The organism is Anabaena subtropica FACHB-260, from assembly GCF_014697105.1.
Lineage (GTDB): Bacteria > Cyanobacteriota > Cyanobacteriia > Cyanobacteriales > Nostocaceae > Trichormus > Trichormus subtropicus.
Map to the genome: position 1 here is coordinate 24,104 of NZ_JACJRF010000047.1, position 20,552 is coordinate 44,655.

The following is a 20,552-nucleotide window of genomic DNA, read 5'->3' on the forward strand; positions in this document are numbered from 1 at the left end:
CACCCAAATCTTATAAATTGGTAAGAAAGGTAAAAAATTTCTATCTTGTATTATCTTTGTTAAATCTATTTTCTGAATTAATCTCAACTCCGCCTTTGTGGCTGCAAATTACTATTGTTGCAGCTTGGGTATTCTTCATTCTGGCGATCGCCGGATTGGTAAATCGCTTTGCCACTAGTGACTCAGAAATAGTCCGAAAAATAGTTCATATTGGCGCTGGCCATGTCATTTTACTAGCTTGGTGGTTAGATATTCCTGCTAGTGTGGGCATTGGTGCTTCTATTGTGGCAAGTATCGTTACTCTGTTGTCTTACATCTTCCCACTTCTCCCTGGTATCAATAGTGTGGGACGACAAAGCTTAGGGACGTTTTTTTATGCTGTCAGTGTCGGCGTTCTAGTTGCTTGGTTTTGGCACATCCAACAGCCACAATATGCGGCGATCGGTATGATGGTAATGGCCTGGGGTGACGGATTAGCCGCTTTAATTGGACAGCGATTTGGTAAGCATAAGTATAAACTTTTAGGAGCGCAAAAAAGCTGGGAAGGCTCCTTAACTATGGCTTTAGCTAGTTATTTAGTGTGTAGCTTAATTTTACTGGGTGTCATCGGCAATGTTTGGCAAACTTGGGCTGTCTCACTGGTAGTTGCTTTTGTCGCCACTAGCTTGGAAGCTTTTTCTTTTTTGGGTGTTGACAATTTGACTGTGCCTATAGGTAGTGCAGCTATAGCATTTACGCTAATTCAGTTCTGGCCACTGCACTAAAAATCCAGTCACGTGAGTATCCCAGAATTTTTTCTCAAAGTACTTGACATCACCCATACACAAACTGCTATATTAATAAAGTCAAAAACGTTGGGGCGTAGCCAAGTGGTAAGGCAGCGGGTTTTGGTCCCGCCATCCCTAGGTTCGAATCCTAGCGCCCCAGTTTCTACCAAAAATAATTCACATTATGCTAATAAGTTAGTATTATTTTATCTTAAACAAATCTTGGGTAAAGCAATACTAACTTTATTTTTAAGAAAAAGCTGACAGTGATTAAAACTAATTCGGGTCGCTTATTCTGTGGTAAGAGACAAGAGTAGCGTAGTAACTAAATTATTTCTCTGATGATTTTAAAGCCTGATCTAAAACGTGTCTAGCTTGTTCAGCTTTAGATCTTGCTTCTTGGTAACGTAGATTTGCTTGAGCGAAATTTTTGAGGACTTTAAAACCTTCTTTGAGGCGAGTAATTTCTTCTTCTGTTACTGAATCATCGGAAAACAGAACATCAACAGCTTTACGAATTTCCCAGGCTTCGGTTCGTGATTCCTGTACTTTTAATTTGAGTGTGGCTAAATTACTCAAGACTTGAACAGCTTGTGTAATCGAATCTTCAGCACTAACACCATCAGCAGGTGGCTCTTTTACTTCAATTAACTGTTGAGGCCCAAATCCTTCTTCAAGTTCTGTAGGTAGCTTACCAGCATCAATCAGTTCCACCAACTGATCCATCGCTTTGTCGCGGGCTTTGGCTGAATCTTTCCCAGGAACGGTGAGAATAATTTCTGGGCTTTGAGCTAATGTGTACTGAACCATATTGTGATTAACCAGGCCTAATCTGCATATTTTAACATTAAAGGGAATGGGGACTGGTGATTGGAAACTGAGAGGTAATAAAAGACTTTTAAGTGAAAAAAATACCCAACCGCTTTTATAGCAGGAAATCAGGGAGAGGAAAATTCGTTTTGATTCTAGAAATTGGATAAATTATTTTTTGGAGTTATCTAAGAGGTAATGATTTATTTACTTTCTGCTTAAGATCAAGAACTCAGCACTTCGTTGACAAGTACTTGAGAATCCAACTTTATACTTAAGTAAAGGAGAAAAGTTTCAATAGGAGGGGAGAGCAATGGCTCCCAATCCCATTATTATGCAGGCTGTGGAAAAACTGGGCTATCGTGTCACCATTGGTGATGTGGCAACTCAGGCTGGATTAAATTTAGCGGAGGCTGGACAAGGCTTGTTAGCCCTAGCTAGCGATGCAGGTGGACATTTGCAGGTAGCAGAAACGGGTGATATTGTTTACCTGTTTCCTCGGAATTTTCGAGATATTTTACGGAATAAATACCTAAAATTACGATTGCAAGAATGGTGGCAGAAAATATGGGGAATTCTGTTTTACCTGATTCGCATCTCATTTGGAATTTTTCTAGTCGCTTCCATTGCTCTGATTACTATTGCCATCATCATGATTATCACAGCGATGAACTCAAATAGTGATAATGACAATCGCAATAGTGGTTCTAGTGGTAGTTGGGGCTTTTTCTACTTCCCTGATTTATTTTGGTATTTCAGCCCCAACTATGGCTATTCTTCACAAGAACGACGACGTAGTAGGCAGGAAAGTAGTGATCTAAATTTCTTTGAGGCTGTGTTTTCTTTTTTGTTTGGCGATGGTAATCCTAATGCCAATTTAGAAGAACGCCGTTGGCAAGAAATTGCTAGTGTAATTCGTAGTAACCGTGGTGCAGTGGCAGCAGAACAAATTGCCCCATACTTGGATGATATAGGTGAAGTGTATCAGCAAGAGTACGAAGATTATATGTTGCCTGTGCTGTTGCGGTTCAACGGACAACCAAGCGTAAGTTCTGAAGGACAAATTGTTTATTACTTCCCAGAGTTGCAGGTAAGAGCAAGTAAAAAACGTCAGCAACCACTGGCGGTTTATTTAGAAGAATTTCTCTGGCATTTTAGTGCGGCTAGTTCTGGGCAAGTTATGCTCAGTGCAGGTTTGGGTATAGTCAATTTAGTAGCGGCTTTGGTATTAGGTGGTTTATTGGCAGATGGTACAGTTGCTGCTGAGTTAGGTGGCTTAGTCGCTTTTGTTCAGGGAATTTATTGGGTGTTGTTGGCTTATGGAATAGGTTTTTTGGGCGTTCCTTTAGTCCGTTATTTATGGATTAAGTGGCGTAATCAGAAAATTGCTGCACGTAACCGCGATCGCCTAGCTCGTGCCAGACTATTAGCAAGTCCCGACGCAGCTTTACAACAAAAAATCGATTACGCTAGTCAGTTTGCCCAAGAGAAAGTTATTGGTACTGAAGATTTAGTTTACTCCACGGAAACTGACCTACTTGACCAAGAAGTTGAGCGATCTGATCAAATTGAGGCTGAATGGCGAAGAAGGTTGGAGAGTGGGGAGTAATATCAATTCAAAATTCAAAATTCAAAATTAACTAACTCTCAAAAAGTAGGGAGAGATGAGGGAGAAATTCTGATTCAGCACTCCCTCACTCCTTAATTACTTCGCCTTAATGGGTGTAAGGGCGACACCGCGATAGTAATGTCCTAGTATTTGTAGATGGTTAGCGCCACGTAGAGCTAAATTATAGGCTCCCCATTGACTCATACCTAAACCATGACCAAAGCCCAAGCCTTGGAGGGTAAAGGTACCATTTGCTCCTCTGGTGACGTTAAAGCGAGTACTTCTGAGTTTGAGAGCAGTACGCACTTCTTCGCCCCGCAGGACTTTTGTACCTTTATCTCCAACGACTCTTAAAGCTTTCACACTGCGGAATGGAGAGAAAGATTCGGGAACTATTTCTCTGATATTACCGATACCAGAAATTCTGGCGCTGATTTCTGCCGGGGTAAAGGTTCTTTGCCAATTACATTCTTTAATGTTTTGGTCGTAGTCTTGAACAGCACGTAGGTAAGGAAGGGGATTACTCCAAACATCTTCTACGTTTTCTGTGTGTCCTCCAGAACAAGCGTGGAAGACCGAAAGAATGAGATTATTTTTATAAGTTAAGACTTGCCCGGCTGTACCATCAACGGCGGAGTAAGTTGCAGAAGATTCACTACTGACTCCTTTATAAATTTGCCAGCGATCTGGGCTATCACCTAAATCGTAAACAGGGTTACTACGCTGTTGTTCTCGCTTGTATAGGGCATAGGTACGGGCGGCGATCGCTTGCGCTTTTAGGGCTTCCTCAGGCCAGCTAGAACTCATTTCTCCACCTACGACACTGTAGAGATATTCTTCTAAATCTATCCAGTTAACGACATCTATACCTTTTTCTGTGGGTACAACTAGAGTTCTGCCACGAAACCAGCGATCGCCTATATAAACGAATCCTTTATCTGAGGGTTCAATCCAAAATAAACCAGATTGCCATTTATCTAAAGCTACTCCTCCAGGAACGGCTTGAGCATAGAAGGAACTCATCGCTGGCAATTGTCCCAAAGTACGCCCTGTGCTATCTTTGACAATTGCCGTTGTGGAACTGCCAACTTTAGCTTGATTGACTCCTCTCTCAATTGCCACACGTAGGATAACTGAGGCTTGAGCAGGAGCGACCATAACTATCCACAATACGATACCTAGCCACCAATGACGGACTTTAATCTGGGAAAATAAAGAGCCTAACAACAGTTGAAATTTCATACTGATCATCTAGTCACATTAGTATCTGTTAGCAGTTCTGGACTATATCGCCCACAACTTAAGATAAGACAATTTTCTCAAGTAAGAGGTTGCCACTTCCTCACAATTATGCAATGTATTTTGTGGGGTGTGAGATCAGGATGAATTGGTGAGAATAACTACTGACTAAACTGAACGATAGGCAACGCGGAGGCTTTGGATGAGAATAATTAAAGATGCGATCGCCATCAATCCACCCCAAAACCAATAGGGTAATAATAAATATCTTTGCATCTGGGCTGTATCTGATAATCCTAAAGGACCGGCAGAATAACTAAATAGATAATTTAATTGATGGTAGGTACTGATACAGGCTTGTACACCTAAAAATTGAATGGCGAATCCCTGCATCCATCGGGGAGCTTTCAGGGAAATCCCCAAGATAATTAGACCTAACAAGGGAATTGCCACCAATCCAAACGCAGAACGCACCCAAATTAATGTAGAAATTAATAAAAAACTCCCTAGTATTTTCAGACTAAGGGAGGCGGCGATAAAACTACGAGAAGCTAAAATCAAAGCTGCACCAGCAAGAGGTGGTCCCATCGGCCCTGCTGCGGCTACTAAACCCGGCCCTATAGGGCCTAATGATGTACTAATGGCATAGGTTGCTACACCGGAACCATTACCAAAAATTTGTAATTTGAGAAACTGACCACCCAAAAGTAAGGCCATCAAGCCATGACCCATTTCATGGAACCAAGTAGCTAGGATAGTAAAAGGGTATAAAATATAATCTCCTCCTGGGAATTGCCACAGTACTGCTGTAGCGATCGCGGCTCCTACTAACCAAGTTAGCCCCATACGTTCCACTTCTGCTGGTGCTTCTTGGTGAAGTAAGGTTTCAAATTCTTTCCCTGGCTGGCTCATGTTAATTCGTAATTATTACTATTTTGTACTGTTATTTAAATGTAAGGGTGTAGGGCTTTAAACACCTAAACCCTTACACCCCTACTCTTTAATTAAGCCAATTTAAAGAGAAATGTGACTAAATCGCCTTTACCTAGACTGATGCGATCGCCTGGTCTGAGGCGGTGTCTGTTGCCTGGTGGTAGGGGTAAATTGTTAATGTAAGTACCGTTGGAACTGCCCACATCTTCTATATAGTGCGCGTCGCCCTCAATGCGAATATCGGCGTGTACCCTTGAAACAATCTCGGAGTTGCTAAAGCCCGAAACATCGACATCTGGAGGAATGCGATCGTTAGGTTTCCCAATATGAACCACAGACAAGCTGGGAGGTAATTCTATTTCCTGATCACTTTGAACATGAACTAACCGCGCCGTAATCTGCTGTAATTGTGTTCTAGCGGGAGATGAGGGTGCGGCGACAGGTGCTGGTGGTAGGGGTTCTACTGCTGGAACTGGTTCTGGTGGTGCTATGGGTTCGGGTGGGGGAGTGGGAATACTTGCTTCAGCCGCTACAGGTTCGGCTGCAACTGTTGGTGGTGGTGCAGCAGGTGTAACTTCCACGACTACTGGAGGTGCGGCTACAGCTGTTGGCGGTAAGGGTGAAGGAGTAGCTGGATTCTCAGCCACAGGGTCAATGCCTAAGGCATTAGGTTGTAACAATTCTAAAAGGGGATCGGGATTAACTAGAGGTGGTACTTCTACTGGAACATCAGGGGCGACAGTAGCAGCAGGTGCAGCAACTGAATGTAGGTTAAAGCCACACTGACCACAGAAAGCGGCATCAGACTGTACAGTTGCGCCACAATTGGGACAATTGCTAGTAGCGGGTAACGGCGTGTAGCAAGCTTCACATTGGACAGCGCCGTCTGGATTGGGGTGATTGCAATTTGGGCAGACGATCATTGATTTAAGCCTTTGTTCAAGAGCATCCTAAATATAGTGCTAACAAGCAAACTAACCTTGGCCGGACTTACGTGACGAGAGTCTTGGCTTTTTGAGGGTGTAAGAGTATGAGGGTATTAAATACCTACACCCCCACACCCCAATATTTCCTACCCAAAACCTAGATTTTTCATTTTCATCGGTAAGTCTTGCTTGGGTGAGATACCCAAAGGTTAGGCTTGTCTTCATGAGAAATGCGGCAAGGGGGTGACTCTAGCTTCCGATTTTAACAATTACTCGTGATGGGAAAATCAAACCGTGAGTTCCGCACCTGCGGCTGCATCCAGTAGCCACAAAAGTTCACCTTGGGGCTGGATTAAGCGGGATGGATAAGCTAAGTCATCTGCACTTGGCGCGAAGACTTGAGCAAGGGCTGGGCGTTTGTTAGCACCTGCAACCACAAAAATCACACTGCGAGCAGCGTTAATGAATGGGTATGTGAAGGTTATACGGGGGTTACCGTCTTTGTTACCCACGGTAATTAAGCGATCGCGGACTTGTAAAGCTTCTGTGTGGGGAAACAAAGATGCGGTATGGGCATCATCACCCATTCCTAGCAATACTACATCCAAGGCGGGAAACTCTCCGGGTGCAGAGTTGAAAAATGCTTGCAGGTGCTGTTCGTAGTTAGCGGCTGACAAAGCCGGATTATTATCTAAGGTGGGGACGGCGTGAATGTTCGCTCTTGGGATATCAACGCGATCTAGCCACGCACGACGCGCCATTAGTTCATTACTATCGGGATGATCTGCTGGGACATAACGTTCATCTCCCCAGAAAACATGAATTTTATCCCAAGGTAATTTTTGATTGGCGATCGCTTCATACAACGGCTTTGGTGTGCTACCGCCGGACAAAGCAATGGTAAATCGCCCTTGCTGTTTAATGGCAGTATCTAACTTGGTGAGGATCAAATCGAGCGATCGCGCGATTAACGCTGTTTGATCCGGTAAGACTTCAACCGTTCTTTTCATGGCTTCATGATCACATTACCTGCTTCCAGCAATACAATACCCAACTTATGACAACCCCCCTTTTTAACTTTTGAAACTCTTAACATCAGCAATTAGGTGGATATAAGTCAATATGATTTATCCTTATCACTTTCTATAGTTGGTTGTCAGTAGTCAGTTGTACTAACCATTGAAGACTCTGCTGCTGGAAGAAAAAGAGACGGGTAACTGCGAACTAGGTACTGGGAATAATCTTCTACTGCATGAAGTAGCTTTTAAATCAATGTTTATTATTAAACTTTTTAGTCAGATATGTAATCCTCATCATCGTTCGCAGCAAGAATGATGAGGAATACTGAATAATTTCTTTTGCAGAACTAAGTAAATTGGGAATCTCCCGAACGTTCAGCGAATAAGTCTGAAATTTCCAGATTATTACCTCGTGGTTTGAGAGTCCCCAACAAAGTGAATTACTACTACTGCTAGTAAGCAAAATAACGTTTACTAAGTACCCTGGCTTCTAACTAAAGTAATAACTTCATCAAGAAAATCCCAAATTTTGCTCACAGGTGAAAACTCTTCTCTACAAAAGCACGGTTATTCTAGCTTTTTTTGCCAATGTCCACTATCGTCCTTTTCATAATCCCGCTTAACAGCACTCCACGCAACGCGAAAAGCGCTTTCTTCTTCGCTATATTCTTTTTCAGAATTATTAAATGCTGCCCGAAAAATTTCTTGGGCGTGCTTGGGTAAATGTTCCCTTACTGAATCTGGTAAGTCATCAATGTGCTGATAAGGCATAATTTCAACTCTTTTAGTGGTTAATTAAAGAGAGTTGTTGTGTTTCTCGTGGCAATCCTCTATGTAAATATTCTATCGCGGTTGTGTGGTGCATCAAAATCAATCACAGGGCCTTTCGGCACAATGCGGGTGGGGTTAACTTTGGGATGGCTTCTGTAATAATGTCGTTTAATGTGGTCAAGATTACAGGTTTCTCTTACTCCTGGAAATTGATAAAGTTCTTTGAGGTAATTCCAGAGATTGGGATATTCGACAATTCGGCGTAAGTTACATTTGAAATGTACGTAATAAACTGCATCGAAGCGAAATAGCGTAGTAAACATACACCAATCAGCTTCAGTAATTTGCTCTCCACAAAGATAGCGTTGCTTGCCTAATATATTTTCCCAATAATCAAGGGTAGCAAATAATTCTGTTACTGCTTCATTGTAGGCTGACTGAGATGTTGCAAAGCCGGCGCGATAAACACCGTTATTTATAGGTTGATAAATTGCGTCTATGGTCTCGTTAATTTTCTTTTGTAAATGTTGAGGATAAAAATTGATATCTTTTGTAGCTAAAGACTCAAATTCTGTATCCAACATTCGGATGATTTCTCGAGACTCATTATTAACAATAGTTTGGGTTTGTTTATCCCATAAAACTGGGACTGTTACCCGTCCATTGTAATTAGCATCAGCTTTAAGATAAATTTGCCAAAGGTACTGAGCGCCATTAACGGTATCAGGAATACACCCTGGCTCATCACTAAATTCCCAACTATTTTGATCAATCTCTGGGGCTAATACTGATAGTCCAATCACATTTTCTAGTCCCTTCAATTGGCGGAGAATTGCCGTGCGGCACGCCCAAGGACAAGCCCAGGAAATATACAAATGATAACGACCAGATTCAGCTTGAAATCCACTGGAACCATCGGCTGTAATCTGGTTACGAAATGTAGTAGAAGGACGAATAAATTTGCCCTGAGAATCTTCCTGATCCCGTTCAGATACCCACCGACCATCTTTGAGAATTCCCAAACCCATAGTTTGCTCCTTAGTCAGTTATCATTAGTTTATGCTGTTGACTATTCAGCATTGAGAATTTTTGGTACTTTGAAAAATTCGCCTTCTTGATCAGGCGCACTGCTTAGGATAGCTTCCCTATCAGCACAGGGTTGTAGGTTATCTTCTCTGGTGACGTTGCTGACATCAATTGCCCGTGTTGTGGGAATTACATCATTAACATCCAATTCATTCAGTTGCTCGACATAATCCAAAATACTTCCTAGCTGGGTGGTAAATTGTTCTTCTTCTTCTGGAGTCAGTTCTAAACGGGCAAGCAGGGCTACTTTACGGACTTGTTCGCGGTCAATCATATTTTGTTATTTGTTAGTTGTTAATAGTCAATAGTCATTAGTTAAATAACTAGTACAACACGACGCAAATAAAACATCAATTCCAAATCAACGAAATGCTGAGACTGTATTTATTTTGAATTTCCAATTCATGGCAGTACTAGCAGGCGAGAAACTCTGCCTACTAACTATGGACTATGGACTGTGGACTATTGACTAAAAGAATACGTCAATTTGCATCCTTCCGGTGGTTTTTAGCCAGTTTTGAGCTTCAATGTAGTTATTGGGAGCCATGCGAATGGCACGAACCCAGTAGTCTGCGGCTTGGTCAAACAGTGCTTCACCACCGTCGTGATCTCCAGTTTCTTTGGCTTTTTCACCTTGGTAGTGGTAAATCACAGCGATGTTGTTTAAAGCTTGAGGTAGTCGGGGATTAAGTTCAATGGCTTGGTGGTAGAGTTCTAGGGCTTTTTCGTGGTCGCCATTGCTGGCATAAATTAGCCCCATGTTGTAGAGAATATAACCGCGATCGTTGGTGTCCTCTTCTAGTGTCAGGGCTTCTTCGTAATATTCTAGGGCTTCGGCATATTCGCCTTCTGCTTGCGCTGACATCCCATCTCGGTAATAAACAAATGCTTCTTTAGCTTTTTTATTAGTTGGCAGTATTTTAAGAATGATATCTGCCATCACGGTAAAGGATTTGTCAATAAAGTTATCGTTCTTTTGTGTTCTTGGCATATTTTTTCTATGGTTGTGTAGCTATTTGGGGAGTGCTAAGTAATAATTTTTCCCTAGTCCCCTACCTATTAGACTCAATAGCTAATTTAACTGATTTGGGGGGCTATTCTGTTCGTTAACGGGGATAATACATTCTGGGCTGTTGTGTTTTGGGCTATTGACTAGGATGCTCACTGGGTAAGAGGTCATTGCTGCGGCTGGATAGGGAGATAATAAGTGTTGTAAGGCTTGAAGCTTTTGCTCTTGGGGATCTAGCCACAAATCGTAATCTTGGGGAGCAAGAATTACTGGCATTCGGTCATGAATTGGTTGGAGTAGTTCGTTGGCTACTGTTGTTACAATTGTACAAGAGGTGATTTCTTCACTACCAGGTGCTTTCCATTTCTCCCATAACCCAGCAAAGCCAAAGGGTTGCCCGTCTTGGAGGCGAAAATAAAACGGTTGTTTTTTACTTTTCTGTTTTTGCCATTCATAAAAACCATCAGCCACTACTAAACAGCGACGCTGCTTAAACGCTGAACGAAAAGAGGGTTTTTCCGCAACAGTCTCGGCTCTGGCGTTGATTAACTTCGAGGCGATCGCCCGATCTTTAGCCCACGAAGGTATCAAACCCCAATGTAATTTTCGCAATTCACGTTTGTTGTTTTCGGGATTATGTAACAATGTCACTACAGTTTGCGTAGGTGCAATGTTATATTGCGCTTCTAAATCCAGAAGCTGCTGGACATGAAAAAACTCGGCTAGTGCTTCTGCTGACTGGGTTAAAGTAAATCTTCCACACATATTTTTATTTTATACTATTGCATCAAAGAAAACATTTTAATTCAGAATTAATTAATCCTATTATTTTTATTTTTTCGGATAATTAATAACTAAATATATAAAGATAGTAAATAAAAGAATTATCCTGTTCTTTAAAATTTTTTTTGTAAGATATTGTATTTTAGACCTTAAATTGACAACATATTCTGCATCATAATTTGTACATGGAAAACTTACATTTGTATGATTTTTTACCTTCAGGGAATGGTTATAAAGTCCGACTTTTATTAACACAAATGGGTGTACCATTTGAACGAACAGAAGTGAATATTTTAAAGGGAGAGAGCCGTACTCCAGAATTTTTAAGTAAAAATCTTAACGGTAGAATACCAGTTTTAGAAATTGAACGCGGGAAGTATTTAGCCGAATCAAATGCTATATTACTTTACCTGAGTGAATATACAGAATTTTTACCATACGATCGCTATCTAAAAGCTCAGGTAATGCAATGGTTATTTTTTGAACAATATAGCCATGAGCCTTATATTGCCACATCTCGATTTTGGATTTCTATTTTAGGTAAAGTTGAAGAATATCATGCAGCCTTAGAACAAAAACGTGAACCTGGGTACGCAGCCCTAAAAGTGATGGAAAGTCATTTGAGATACCATAGTTTTTTTGTGGGTGAGCGTTACACAATTGCTGATATTGCTTTATTTGCTTATACCCATGTTGCTGATGAAGGTGGGTTTGATTTAAGAAAATTTCCTGCCATTCAAGCTTGGATAGAACGAGTTCAAGCGCAACCCGGATACATCAGTATCACCCATGAACCACAATTATGCTATGACTTATGATTCACTCAAGTTAACTCAGAGAATACAACTAGCCTCTAGTCTTTAACTCCTTTTTTCACTAAATCTCCGTGTTAATCTCAATTAACTTCTGTCTGGAAGATAAACCAGACTTAATTCTGATATGAGATTTTGGCACATCAAATTTTTCAGCTAGAAGTTTGATTAACTCTTCATTAGCTTTACCATCTACTGGTGGAGATTTTAAGTGTACAGTTAAGCTACCATCATCTTGTTCTGCAATTTTTTGTTGTTTTGAATTAGGTTTAACTTTCACCTTTTTTTGCATAACTTAACTTTTTTAGTTGTTTAAGCCACAACCAGACGAGAATAAAACCCAAAAAATAATGAGGAAAATCCCACCAAGCAAAGGTAGTACCAAGTAGTAGTTTACCTATCAATGTAGCGCGAATTTCATTTAATAGTGGCGGATGCCAAAGTTGAAGGAATTCTATGAAGCAGGTTATTACAAAAACCCAAATGGGAATTTGTTTGATAAATGCGGATCTTCTCAAAAATAAAAATGCAAATAAACACCAAAATATTTCGTAAAATGTAGCTTCTCAATAGTTATTGAACCACTGATAAGCAGGACTATTGTAATAATTACACAAAAAGCCCATCGCTATGACGATGAGCAGAGGCAGGATGATGGTTCTTCTTTAGGTGCGTTGAGGATTTATTTTTCAAGCTAAAGACTATACAAGCAAGATTTTAGCCTCTCTAAATTAAAAGAGTGGAGGTTGTATTTTTCTTTACTGCTTATTTATGGATATCTTCTGCTACCAGCGCCTACCACACCTATTTTGTGGCGATAGGAAAGTTCTGCACCAAACCAGCCAGAAATGCTAGTTAAAGTACCGACAACTAAAGAAATTAACAGTCCCCAAGGTACTATTCTGGCTTCAGCGTCGCCTAAGCGGAGAAGGAAGTTTACTAGTGTCAAAACTAGAATCGACACATTGAGGATCAGATGCACCCAACCAGCGTTACGCTTGCGGACACGTTCAATTTTTAAGAAATCGCTTAAGCCTATGGCTGCGGCGATGACACCTCCTCCTAAACCTAGTCCAATTAACCAAATAGAAGCCCTAGCCCAGAAAAAATCGCGTGTTAACCAGTAGCCGAAGTCGCTACCTAAAGCGGCTGCTAAGAAAGCTATAGGAAAAATAACACTCAGGGGGTGTAAGGGGTGTCCGGCGATCGCTACTGTACTTGGCACACCTGTATCACGATATTCGCGATCGTCTGTTTCAATAACTGGTGGAATATTAGGAAATGGTGAAGATGCGGAAGAAGCAGAGGAAGTTGTTTCTGTTGTTTCCATAGTTAAGTATCCTAGTTTTTTGCTGAGGGTATTTGTTCTACATAAGCTTCTGCTTGTAGTGTGAGTTTGCCTGTTTCTACTTGCAATTGCTTAACTCGCAAACTCATTCCTTCTAAATCGAAGTTACTTAAATTCAAAATTTCGCTAGTTTGTTCTACTAATGCTTTTGTTAATTCTGGTGAAATTTCTTTTCCTTCGCTATAGTTGACATTTTCCAGAATTATAGTTGTACCATTAGTGCTAACACGCGGTATGGCAGTGAAAGAAATTTGGTAAGTTTCGCTATTTTCTACTAACAATATTTTGGCATTCAGTGAAATTTTATCTTCACTAAGTAAGCGAAAGTCTATTTGTTGAGGTTTAACTGTTTTTAATTGCCCATTAATATGTATTTTTTGGCTTTGAATTTTAGATATGATAAATTCCGAATTGAAAGCGCGGTTAATATCTGATTCAGTTAAAATAACCCACGCACTACCACTTGTAGGTTTGGTTAGTTCAATGTTGCCAAAAGCTGCACTTAAGGGATTAATTGCAACCCTATTAACTTGCATTTTCATTTTTTCTACGCGGAGGTCTTCCTGCATTACCAAACCTTCGCCATAAATTTTTACTGTATCCACCTGTCCTTGGACTAGTTTCAGTGGATCAGTTTTGATATCTACATTTAAATTTTCCACTTCATCTAACTGGCTAGATAAACCAATTTCTGCCGCTTTATTCAGCGCTTCTTCTCCTAATCCGGTGGAGTCCGGCATTATTATGTAATCTCCTAAAATTAAATATCTTTGAGTCAATTTAAACAACTAAAATAAAAATTTTATCTATCTAGAGATTGAGTAAATACTGAATGATTCTCTGCCTAAAAGTAGAAGTATATTCTTCTGAAGAAAAAATATTTATGTTCTATCCTGAGTTACCCGGATAATCGCTCAAAAGAAGGAGGAAAGACCACAAAGAATTATGTCAACCTGATATTAGTTCAGAATCCGATTACTTTTTAGAGGAGAACTTCAAGATGGTATCAACTTTAGATGATGCAAAACGTAATGCTATTGCTGTAAAGTTAGCAGATGCAAAAATAATTCAACAGTTGCTTATTGAAAATGAAGAAAGGTTTTTAAGAGAATCAACTGATGGGGAAATTTCTAATCGCATCCGCGATTTCCTGGAAGATGACCGGAAAAATTTGGGCATCTTAGAAACTGTCATGGTTCAATATGGTGTACAGAAAGAACCAAGACAAACAGTCCGCGAAATGGTTGATACAATTCGCCAATTGATGCAAGGTTCCGAACTAAGTTTCTACGAAAAAGTATCTCAGCATGAGTTGCTAAAACACCAACAAGTAATGAGTGGTTTGTTGGTTCATAAAGCAGCACAAAAGGTAGGCGCGGATGTGATGGCTGCTATCGGGCCTTTAAATACCGTTAACTTCGAGAACCGCGCTCATCAAGAACAACTCAAAGGTATTTTGGAAATTTTGGGTGTGCGTGAACTTACTGGACAAGATGCAGACCAAGGTATTTGGTCAAGAGTTCAAGATGCGATCGCCGCCTTTAGTGGTGCAGTAGGTAGTGCTGTTACCCAAGGTTCTGACAAGCAGGATATGAATATCCAAGATGTGCTTCGCATGGATCACAACAAAGTAAATATCTTGTTCACCGAACTACAACAAAGCAACAATCCTCAAAAAATCCAAGAGTACTTTGGTCAAATCTACAAGGATTTAACTGCTCACGCTGAAGCTGAAGAAGAAGTACTTTACCCCAGGATTCGTTCTTTCTACGGTGAAGGTGATACTCAAGAACTGTACGACGAACAAGCTGAAATGAAGCGGATGTTGGAGCAAATTAAGGCTCTTAACCCCTCTACCCCTGAATTTAAAGATAGAGTCAGACAGTTGGCTGATATCGTCATGGATCACGTCCGCCAAGAAGAAAGCACAATGTTTGCGGCTATTCGTAACAACCTCAGCAGTGATCAAACCGAGCAATTAGCTACACAATTCAAAGCCGCTAAAAACAAAATTCAACAAAGATTAGGTAGCCAAGCTACCGGTGCAGGTGTTTAATATTGCTTTAAATTAAGGGCGGGTAAAATACCCATCTTTCTTTAAAAGTTGATTTTTGTTGCCCGTTCACTCCTTATTTGATGGAGTGGACGGGCTGCTTTGTTATACTAATTTGCAAAAATAACGTCACAGATAAAAACCTGGAAACCCAGATAATAAATATTTTTCTATTTGTAATTTCTTATGAGTACATCACAAATCGTTCAAGAATTGGCAGCAGAGTGGATCACACCAGAAAACTTCCGGCTTTATGGACAGGTAATTTTTCCTAGTTCAGATGGTAAAGCTTTTGATGCGGAAGATGCTCAATTATATCTGCAAAATGGCATACCCCGCTTTTATATTATGCAACTGCAAAAGCGTGGGCATAAGTTTCATAAAATTACTCGCCATTTGCAATGTACTCAATGTTTAGGTTCCCTAGAAGGTAAGGATTGGTTAATTGCAGTTTGTCCTCCTCACAATGATTTAGATACACCAGTCTTAGAGGAAATTGCTGCTTTCCGCATTCCAGGGAACTGTTTTATTAAATTAAATCAGGGAACTTGGCACGCTGGTCCATATTTTGAACATGAAGTTGTAGATTTTTACAATTTAGAACTTGCTGATACTAATGTGGTGGATCATTTCACTCATGATTTTCTCAAAAGTCATCAATTAGAGTTTGAGATGGTTTAGCTAAATTCTGGATATTTGCTGAGGTTAAATAGTGCTGCAATAGGCTACTATTTCCATACGTATATATCCTGAATAGTATGTTTAAAAAATTTCCTTTTGCTTTAATTTCAGCTACTATTTTAGTTACATCCATAAATCATCAAAGTACCGCATTAGCAGGAACTTGTGCTTCTAATTGCGGATCACGACCACTCCAGTTTACGCCAGGACAAGGTATAAAATTGGAAGTCATAAATAATACGAAAAACTTAGTAGAATTGGAAAGAATCCAAGGTACTCGTCCTATTCGTCTGCAACCCCAACAAAAACTACAATTTACACAACAAGAAGGTTCACAACCTAATCTATCTCTGGTTTTTTGGGATAATACTGGAGCGCCACTACAAGCTGTTGTTTCTAAACCTAATTTTGCTACGCTACGTGTAGAGTTTCGTCCTACTTGGCGCTATCCAGGCGATCGCTCTCTCTATATACTCAATGATGGACGAATAAACATATTTTAAAACTGAAGTTATGATTTTGGAAGCAGCAATGCTCAGTGTCAAAAGTGGTACAGAGCCAGATTTTGAAATTGCTTTCCAGCAAGCCTCAAATATCATTACCTCAATGAATGGTTATATTTGCCATGAACTGCATCGCTGTCTAGAGGTAAAAGGGAAATATTTATTGCTGGTGCAATGGGAAACTTTAGAGGCGCATACAGTCGGATTTAGGAGTTCTGCTGAATATCAAGAATGGAAACGACTCCTCCATCATTTTTACGAACCATTTCCCATAGTTGAACATTTTTCACCAATTGTTTAAAGTAAACGTTTAGTAAGATTTTTTCAGCAAACAAAGGGGTGGAGATAATATGATGCTTCACCCTTTTGTGTGTTGATACCTGATTTAATAGCTCAATGCTAGACCGAATTGCTCCAGAACTATCAAAACCTCGTCAGCGCTTACCTAATCAGCGTTGGCAAATTCACTTACAAAAAGCAGAATTAGCTCAAAAACTGGCAATTACAACAAATCTCTCGCCTATTGTGGCTCAGTTGTTGATTAATCGCGGTATCGAAACACCAGAACAAGCACAAGCATTTTTAGAGCCAGAATCCTTAAACTTACCTTCGCCGTTAGCCGAATTTCCAGATTTGGCGATGAGTGTGGAGTTATTACAAGAGGCGATCGCCTCCCAAAGTAAAATAGCCATCTGTGGTGATTATGATGCGGATGGAATGACTAGCACGGCTCTACTTTTGCGTAGTCTCCGCAGTTTAGGCGCTCAGGTGGATTATGCTATTCCCAGTCGGATGCACGAGGGTTATGGTATCAACAAGCGAATTGTGGAAGAATTTCACAGTGAAGGTGTCAGATTAATTCTCACTGTTGATAATGGTATTTCTGCCTATGAACCAATTGCTAGAGCCAAAGAACTGGGTTTGAGTGTCATTATCACCGACCATCATGACATCCCCCAAAAACTACCGCCAGCTGACGCAATCCTCAACCCGAAACTCATCGCAGAATCTTCGCCATATCGGGGTGTGGCTGGTGTGGGTGTTGCTTATATTTTGGCAGTATCTCTGGCGCAAAAACTAGAGAAAACCAAAGGCTTAATTCAGCCGATGTTAGCACTGTTCACCTTGGGAACGATCGCAGATTTAGCTCCCTTAACTGGTGTCAACCGTCGTTGGGTAAAGCGCGGTTTGAAGCTACTACCAAAGTCCCAATTACCTGGAGTGCAAGCGTTAATTCAAGTTGCGGGAGTGCAAGCCACGGAAGCGAGAGAGCAGGGGAAGAAGGGAGCAGGGGGAGCAGGGGGAGCAGGGGAGGGAAAACTAAGGGTTCATCCTAAATCCCTGAAGCCAGAAGATATTGGCTTTCGCTTGGGGCCGAGGATCAATGCAGTTGGACGAATTGGTGACCCCCTAACGGTAATCGAATTACTGACAACGGATGATGAGGGGATGGCGTTGGAGAGAGCGATGCAATGCGAACAGGCTAACACCAGTCGTCAGCAAATGTGCGAACAAATCGAACAAGAAGCGATCGCCTATGTAGAATCACAATTTGTCTCAACTTTACAACAAGACCGGGTATTGGTTGTGATTCAATCAGATTGGCATCATGGTGTAATTGGTATTGTCGCTTCTCGTTTGGTAGAACGTTACGGTGTACCGGTATTTATCGGCACTTATGAAGATGAAGAACTCATACGTGGTTCAGCCAGGGGAATCCCTGAATTTAACATTTTTGCAGCTTTAGAATATTGTCATGATTTACTGGGTAAATATGGCGGTCACAAAGCAGCCGGTGGATTTTCCTTTCCATCTGCAAACTTGCCAGGGTTGCGATCGCGTCTGTGTGAGTTTGCTAACCAATGTTTAGAACTACAGCATCTCAAACCATTACTAAAAATTGATGCTCAAGCTAATTTTCATCAAATCAATCAAGAACTGTATCAACAACTAAACTCTCTCCATCCTTGCGGTATCGATAATCCCGATCCGATTTTTTGGACATCTAATGTACAAGTTGTGGAACAGCAAACCATTGGTAAAGGTCATATCAAAACCACACTCAGTCAAACTATTGATGGTCAACAATATCAATTTAAGGCGATCGCTTGGCGTTGGCGTGATTATTTTCCTCTACCACCAAGATTAGATATTGCTTATAAATTGCGCGAAAATCACTTTAATGGCAATCCTAGTCTGGAGTTGGAATTGTTGGGTGCAAGACTAGCACAGGAACAATTTTCGGAGCCATCCAATCTACAACTGTTCCATATAACTTCACCCAAACCCTTGAGAACCACCTTTAAGTACAATCAGCGTCAATATACTTGTGGGGTTTATCCAAATAATTCTGGAAAGGAATTGAGAATTAAAAATCCAGATGGCAAAGTTTTAGTAATGCAGCCAGGACGTACAATCGGTTTACTAGGTACTAGTCGTGAAGATGCCCTAGAAATTGACCTTTCTTTACCTGTGTATGATTCCATTATTCAAGCTGCGATGCAAGCATTATTAGCCCTAAGTTCTGAGTCCTGAGTCCTGAATTTCCTAACCACTCAGCACTCAGTACTCAGCAGTATTAAAGGTTGCCGTTGCGGAAAGCCAGAACAAAAATCACAGCAGGCCCAGCAAGGATGATTAATGCAACAAAAGTTAGCTGGAAAATAACTTCCCAATTGACGTTGGCTAAAGCTTCAAACATTTGTCTCTATTCCTCCCAATTGTCTTAGAATTACTCAGTTGCATTTGCAAAACCCGTATTAGATCATATCTGGCGATCGCCAGTGATATTTAATTTACTTAACAAAAGTATAGGAAACAACATAAAATGGCAAATTGGCAATGCGTCAAACAATGCGGAGCTTGCTGTAATCTTGATCCAGCAGAGCGTCCAGAGATAGAAGATTATCTTACACCAGAAGAACTAGAACTCTACTTCAGTATGGTGGGTGAAGGTGGATGGTGCATTAACTTTGACCATACAACAAGAGAATGTCGTATCTACTCAAATCGTCCCCGGTTCTGCCGTGTAGAACCAGAGATATTTCAAGATATGTATGGTATCGAGACAGAAGAATTGAATGATTTTGCTATTGATTGCTGTCGCCAGCAAATTGAAGGGGTTTATGGTGATAGAAGTCTAGAAATGCTGCGTTTTGACAAAGCCGTCGGAATTTAATCGTTGCATTTTGTGTTACACAGTTGCAATTTATTACAATAATCTGAGAAAATGAGAAAAATATGAAAACCATTTAGTAACAGAACTACTGCCTGTGAAACTTGACTCTGCACCTGTCACCCTTTCTGGCGTAACTGAGACTGTAAACCAGCCAGAACTACAACAAAGCCACCAATCCCATATAACTACTGCAATTCTTGAGCCAGTCCAGCCTGTAGTTACCGAGATTCCTAAAAAACAGGAATCAGTTGTTGCTGTCTTCGCCACTACCTTTGTGACTATCTTTCTGGCAGAAATTGGCGATAAAACCCAGTTATCAACCTTACTAATGAGTGCAGAGTCTCATTTACCTTGGGTAGTTTTTCTAGGTTCCGGAGCAGCATTAATTACTACTAGTTTATTAGGGGTACTTTTAGGTAGTTGGGTCTCTACGCGCTTCAGTCCCAAAATTTTAGACAAATCAGCAGGAGTAATGCTGCTGTTCATTTCCCTAACTCTGTTTTGGGATGTATTTCACGGTTAGTTAATAATATCCCTCACTCCCAAATATTATGGATTGGCATCTTTTAGGTCTGAGTTTTATTACAGTTTTCTTGTCAGAATTAGGCGACAAAAGTCAATTAGCAGCGATCGCCCTTTCTGGTCGTGGTCAGTCAGTAAAAGCGGTATTTTTTGGCACTGCGGGCGCACTCCTATTAACTAGCTTATTGGGTGCATTAGCAGGAGGAGCCGTATCAGAATTATTACCTACACGAATATTAAAAGCGATCGCTGCTGTAGGATTTGCTATTTTGGCTGCACGTCTGTTGTTGTTTAATAATGAAGAAACATCAGATTTAGAACAAACTCCATAATCGGTTTTGCCATAAAAAACAGATTTTTCTTTGTGTCTCTGCGGTTCAAGGGACTAGGGGTTAGGGCGTTGCATAATGAGAATATGAATTAGGGTGAATCTTCATGGAATGTCCGCGTTGTAATTCCCATCATATCCGGAAGAATGGCAAGCAAAGAGGTAAACAAAACTA

The 20,552-nt window shown here is 40.7% G+C and carries 26 protein-coding genes, 1 tRNA gene and 1 pseudogene; 13 read left to right on the forward strand and 15 right to left on the reverse strand.

Translation table 11 applies throughout. The features are described 5' to 3' along the window. The first annotated feature begins 56 nt into the window (after positions 1-56). Positions 57-764 (forward strand): diacylglycerol/polyprenol kinase family protein, encoded by a 708-nt coding sequence (locus H6G18_RS20535; RefSeq protein ID WP_190408951.1) that lies wholly within the window; start codon positions 57-59, stop codon positions 762-764. A gap of 91 nt (positions 765-855) precedes the next feature. Beyond that, positions 856-927 (forward strand) — tRNA-Gln (locus tag H6G18_RS20540). A gap of 170 nt (positions 928-1,097) precedes the next feature. On the opposite strand, the gene H6G18_RS20545 is transcribed toward H6G18_RS20540, so the two are convergent. After that, positions 1,098-1,577, reverse strand: coding sequence for a hypothetical protein (locus tag H6G18_RS20545; protein WP_190408952.1), 480 nt, complete (start codon positions 1,575-1,577; stop codon positions 1,098-1,100). A 313-nt stretch (positions 1,578-1,890) separates the two neighbouring features. Here H6G18_RS20545 and H6G18_RS20550 point away from each other — a divergent pair, with 313 nt between their 5' ends. Further along, positions 1,891-3,186 (forward strand): hypothetical protein, encoded by a 1,296-nt coding sequence (locus H6G18_RS20550; RefSeq protein ID WP_190408953.1) that lies wholly within the window; start codon positions 1,891-1,893, stop codon positions 3,184-3,186. A gap of 96 nt (positions 3,187-3,282) precedes the next feature. Here the strand turns inward: H6G18_RS20550 and H6G18_RS20555 are convergent, their stop codons facing one another. From H6G18_RS20555 to H6G18_RS20595, 9 genes are all read right to left on the reverse strand, one after another. Beyond that, complete coding sequence (locus H6G18_RS20555) at positions 3,283-4,428, reverse strand: SpoIID/LytB domain-containing protein (protein WP_190408954.1); 1,146 nt, start codon at positions 4,426-4,428, stop codon at positions 3,283-3,285. A 165-nt stretch (positions 4,429-4,593) separates the two neighbouring features. Continuing rightward, positions 4,594-5,337 carry a M50 family metallopeptidase gene (locus H6G18_RS20560; RefSeq protein ID WP_190408955.1) on the reverse strand — a complete coding sequence of 248 codons (744 nt, stop codon included), beginning with the start codon at positions 5,335-5,337 and terminating at the stop codon, positions 4,594-4,596. A gap of 92 nt (positions 5,338-5,429) precedes the next feature. After that, a complete protein-coding gene (locus tag H6G18_RS20565) occupies positions 5,430-6,281 on the reverse strand; it encodes an FHA domain-containing protein (RefSeq protein ID WP_190408956.1) in 852 nt (283 codons plus the stop codon). A 290-nt stretch (positions 6,282-6,571) separates the two neighbouring features. Then, a complete protein-coding gene (pgl, locus tag H6G18_RS20570) occupies positions 6,572-7,294 on the reverse strand; it encodes a 6-phosphogluconolactonase (protein ID WP_190408957.1) in 723 nt (240 codons plus the stop codon). A gap of 576 nt (positions 7,295-7,870) precedes the next feature. After that, a complete protein-coding gene (locus H6G18_RS20575) occupies positions 7,871-8,074 on the reverse strand; it encodes a ChaB family protein (protein WP_190408958.1) in 204 nt (67 codons plus the stop codon). A gap of 59 nt (positions 8,075-8,133) precedes the next feature. Then, positions 8,134-9,102 carry a glutathione S-transferase family protein gene (locus tag H6G18_RS20580; protein ID WP_190408959.1) on the reverse strand — a complete coding sequence of 323 codons (969 nt, stop codon included), beginning with the start codon at positions 9,100-9,102 and terminating at the stop codon, positions 8,134-8,136. Positions 9,103-9,143: 41 nt separating this feature from the next. Continuing rightward, positions 9,144-9,434: an Asp-tRNA(Asn)/Glu-tRNA(Gln) amidotransferase subunit GatC gene (gene gatC, locus H6G18_RS20585; protein WP_190408960.1), complete on the reverse strand. Its 291-nt coding sequence runs from the start codon at positions 9,432-9,434 to the stop codon at positions 9,144-9,146. A gap of 195 nt (positions 9,435-9,629) precedes the next feature. Then, positions 9,630-10,151 (reverse strand): photosystem I assembly protein Ycf3, encoded by a 522-nt coding sequence (locus H6G18_RS20590; protein WP_190408961.1) that lies wholly within the window; start codon positions 10,149-10,151, stop codon positions 9,630-9,632. Positions 10,152-10,232: 81 nt separating this feature from the next. Beyond that, positions 10,233-10,934, reverse strand: a complete 702-nt coding sequence (locus H6G18_RS20595) for an SOS response-associated peptidase (RefSeq protein ID WP_190408962.1) — start codon at positions 10,932-10,934, stop codon at positions 10,233-10,235. A 203-nt stretch (positions 10,935-11,137) separates the two neighbouring features. Here H6G18_RS20595 and H6G18_RS20600 point away from each other — a divergent pair, with 203 nt between their 5' ends. After that, positions 11,138-11,770 carry a glutathione S-transferase family protein gene (locus H6G18_RS20600; protein WP_190408963.1) on the forward strand — a complete coding sequence of 211 codons (633 nt, stop codon included), beginning with the start codon at positions 11,138-11,140 and terminating at the stop codon, positions 11,768-11,770. 58 nt (positions 11,771-11,828) lie between these two features. Here H6G18_RS20600 and H6G18_RS20605 read toward each other — a convergent pair whose 3' ends face one another. The 4 genes and pseudogenes from H6G18_RS20605 to H6G18_RS20620 all read right to left on the reverse strand — a co-directional run bounded on the left by H6G18_RS20605 (position 11,829) and on the right by H6G18_RS20620 (position 13,852). After that, positions 11,829-12,056 (reverse strand): DUF167 domain-containing protein, encoded by a 228-nt coding sequence (locus tag H6G18_RS20605; RefSeq protein WP_190408964.1) that lies wholly within the window; start codon positions 12,054-12,056, stop codon positions 11,829-11,831. After that, positions 12,034-12,390: pseudogene (locus H6G18_RS20610) on the reverse strand (ribosomal maturation YjgA family protein). The gene H6G18_RS20605 and the pseudogene H6G18_RS20610 overlap by 23 nt, the downstream one beginning before the upstream one ends. Positions 12,391-12,533: 143 nt before the next feature. Further along, the gene (locus H6G18_RS20615) at positions 12,534-13,094 is read right to left on the reverse strand and encodes a DUF2231 domain-containing protein (RefSeq protein WP_190408965.1); all 561 of its coding nucleotides are present in this window, start codon (positions 13,092-13,094) and stop codon (positions 12,534-12,536) included. Positions 13,095-13,105: 11 nt separating this feature from the next. Next, on the reverse strand, positions 13,106-13,852 hold the full coding sequence (locus tag H6G18_RS20620) for an LmeA family phospholipid-binding protein (protein WP_190408966.1): 747 nt from the start codon (positions 13,850-13,852) through the stop codon (positions 13,106-13,108). A gap of 260 nt (positions 13,853-14,112) precedes the next feature. Here H6G18_RS20620 and H6G18_RS20625 point away from each other — a divergent pair, with 260 nt between their 5' ends. From H6G18_RS20625 to H6G18_RS20645, 5 genes are all read left to right on the forward strand, one after another. Then, positions 14,113-15,168 (forward strand): hemerythrin domain-containing protein, encoded by a 1,056-nt coding sequence (locus tag H6G18_RS20625; RefSeq protein WP_190408967.1) that lies wholly within the window; start codon positions 14,113-14,115, stop codon positions 15,166-15,168. A gap of 183 nt (positions 15,169-15,351) precedes the next feature. Then, positions 15,352-15,846 carry an ureidoglycolate lyase gene (locus H6G18_RS20630; protein ID WP_190408968.1) on the forward strand — a complete coding sequence of 165 codons (495 nt, stop codon included), beginning with the start codon at positions 15,352-15,354 and terminating at the stop codon, positions 15,844-15,846. Between the two features lie 77 nt (positions 15,847-15,923). Continuing rightward, positions 15,924-16,349 carry a hypothetical protein gene (locus tag H6G18_RS20635; protein WP_190408969.1) on the forward strand — a complete coding sequence of 142 codons (426 nt, stop codon included), beginning with the start codon at positions 15,924-15,926 and terminating at the stop codon, positions 16,347-16,349. Positions 16,350-16,359: 10 nt separating this feature from the next. Further along, positions 16,360-16,650: an antibiotic biosynthesis monooxygenase family protein gene (locus H6G18_RS20640; RefSeq protein WP_190408970.1), complete on the forward strand. Its 291-nt coding sequence runs from the start codon at positions 16,360-16,362 to the stop codon at positions 16,648-16,650. A gap of 95 nt (positions 16,651-16,745) precedes the next feature. Then, positions 16,746-18,884 (forward strand): single-stranded-DNA-specific exonuclease RecJ, encoded by a 2,139-nt coding sequence (locus H6G18_RS20645; RefSeq protein ID WP_190408971.1) that lies wholly within the window; start codon positions 16,746-16,748, stop codon positions 18,882-18,884. Positions 18,885-18,927: 43 nt separating this feature from the next. Here H6G18_RS20645 and psb30 read toward each other — a convergent pair whose 3' ends face one another. After that, a complete protein-coding gene (gene psb30, locus H6G18_RS20650) occupies positions 18,928-19,050 on the reverse strand; it encodes a photosystem II reaction center protein Ycf12/Psb30 (RefSeq protein WP_190408972.1) in 123 nt (40 codons plus the stop codon). 126 nt (positions 19,051-19,176) lie between these two features. Here psb30 and H6G18_RS20655 point away from each other — a divergent pair, with 126 nt between their 5' ends. From H6G18_RS20655 to H6G18_RS25360, 4 genes are all read left to right on the forward strand, one after another. Further along, positions 19,177-19,527, forward strand: coding sequence for a YkgJ family cysteine cluster protein (locus H6G18_RS20655; RefSeq protein ID WP_190408973.1), 351 nt, complete (start codon positions 19,177-19,179; stop codon positions 19,525-19,527). A 94-nt stretch (positions 19,528-19,621) separates the two neighbouring features. Next, on the forward strand, positions 19,622-20,050 hold the full coding sequence (locus tag H6G18_RS20660) for a TMEM165/GDT1 family protein (protein ID WP_190408974.1): 429 nt from the start codon (positions 19,622-19,624) through the stop codon (positions 20,048-20,050). 28 nt (positions 20,051-20,078) lie between these two features. After that, complete coding sequence (locus tag H6G18_RS20665; protein ID WP_190408975.1) at positions 20,079-20,381, forward strand: TMEM165/GDT1 family protein; 303 nt, start codon at positions 20,079-20,081, stop codon at positions 20,379-20,381. A 103-nt stretch (positions 20,382-20,484) separates the two neighbouring features. Further along, the coding region (locus H6G18_RS25360; protein ID WP_449224089.1) for a transposase-like zinc-binding domain-containing protein at positions 20,485-20,552 on the forward strand (68 nt) is incomplete at its 3' end.

Excerpts from the sequence above, each read along its gene's own strand:
- H6G18_RS20605 (WP_190408964.1), bottom strand. The coding sequence starts at position 12,056 with ATGCAAAAAAAGGTGAAAGTTAAACCTAATTCAAAACAACAAAAAATT.
- pgl (WP_190408957.1), bottom strand. The coding sequence starts at position 7,294 with ATGAAAAGAACGGTTGAAGTCTTACCGGATCAAACAGCGTTAATCGCG.
- H6G18_RS20635 (WP_190408969.1), top strand. The coding sequence starts at position 15,924 with ATGTTTAAAAAATTTCCTTTTGCTTTAATTTCAGCTACTATTTTAGTT.
- psb30 (WP_190408972.1), bottom strand. The coding sequence starts at position 19,050 with ATGTTTGAAGCTTTAGCCAACGTCAATTGGGAAGTTATTTTCCAGCTA.
- H6G18_RS20665 (WP_190408975.1), top strand. The coding sequence starts at position 20,079 with ATGGATTGGCATCTTTTAGGTCTGAGTTTTATTACAGTTTTCTTGTCA.
- H6G18_RS20580 (WP_190408959.1), bottom strand. The coding sequence starts at position 9,102 with ATGGGTTTGGGAATTCTCAAAGATGGTCGGTGGGTATCTGAACGGGAT.
- H6G18_RS20655 (WP_190408973.1), top strand. The coding sequence starts at position 19,177 with ATGGCAAATTGGCAATGCGTCAAACAATGCGGAGCTTGCTGTAATCTT.
- H6G18_RS20560 (WP_190408955.1), bottom strand. The coding sequence starts at position 5,337 with ATGAGCCAGCCAGGGAAAGAATTTGAAACCTTACTTCACCAAGAAGCA.
- H6G18_RS20640 (WP_190408970.1), top strand. The coding sequence starts at position 16,360 with ATGATTTTGGAAGCAGCAATGCTCAGTGTCAAAAGTGGTACAGAGCCA.
- H6G18_RS20600 (WP_190408963.1), top strand. The coding sequence starts at position 11,138 with ATGGAAAACTTACATTTGTATGATTTTTTACCTTCAGGGAATGGTTAT.
- H6G18_RS20625 (WP_190408967.1), top strand. The coding sequence starts at position 14,113 with ATGGTATCAACTTTAGATGATGCAAAACGTAATGCTATTGCTGTAAAG.
- H6G18_RS20645 (WP_190408971.1), top strand. The coding sequence starts at position 16,746 with ATGCTAGACCGAATTGCTCCAGAACTATCAAAACCTCGTCAGCGCTTA.
- H6G18_RS20630 (WP_190408968.1), top strand. The coding sequence starts at position 15,352 with ATGAGTACATCACAAATCGTTCAAGAATTGGCAGCAGAGTGGATCACA.
- H6G18_RS20615 (WP_190408965.1), bottom strand. The coding sequence starts at position 13,094 with ATGGAAACAACAGAAACAACTTCCTCTGCTTCTTCCGCATCTTCACCA.
- H6G18_RS20595 (WP_190408962.1), bottom strand. The coding sequence starts at position 10,934 with ATGTGTGGAAGATTTACTTTAACCCAGTCAGCAGAAGCACTAGCCGAG.
- H6G18_RS20590 (WP_190408961.1), bottom strand. The coding sequence starts at position 10,151 with ATGCCAAGAACACAAAAGAACGATAACTTTATTGACAAATCCTTTACC.
- H6G18_RS20565 (WP_190408956.1), bottom strand. The coding sequence starts at position 6,281 with ATGATCGTCTGCCCAAATTGCAATCACCCCAATCCAGACGGCGCTGTC.
- H6G18_RS20575 (WP_190408958.1), bottom strand. The coding sequence starts at position 8,074 with ATGCCTTATCAGCACATTGATGACTTACCAGATTCAGTAAGGGAACAT.
- H6G18_RS20550 (WP_190408953.1), top strand. The coding sequence starts at position 1,891 with ATGGCTCCCAATCCCATTATTATGCAGGCTGTGGAAAAACTGGGCTAT.
- H6G18_RS20545 (WP_190408952.1), bottom strand. The coding sequence starts at position 1,577 with ATGGTTCAGTACACATTAGCTCAAAGCCCAGAAATTATTCTCACCGTT.
- H6G18_RS20555 (WP_190408954.1), bottom strand. The coding sequence starts at position 4,428 with ATGAAATTTCAACTGTTGTTAGGCTCTTTATTTTCCCAGATTAAAGTC.
- gatC (WP_190408960.1), bottom strand. The coding sequence starts at position 9,434 with ATGATTGACCGCGAACAAGTCCGTAAAGTAGCCCTGCTTGCCCGTTTA.
- H6G18_RS20620 (WP_190408966.1), bottom strand. The coding sequence starts at position 13,852 with ATGCCGGACTCCACCGGATTAGGAGAAGAAGCGCTGAATAAAGCGGCA.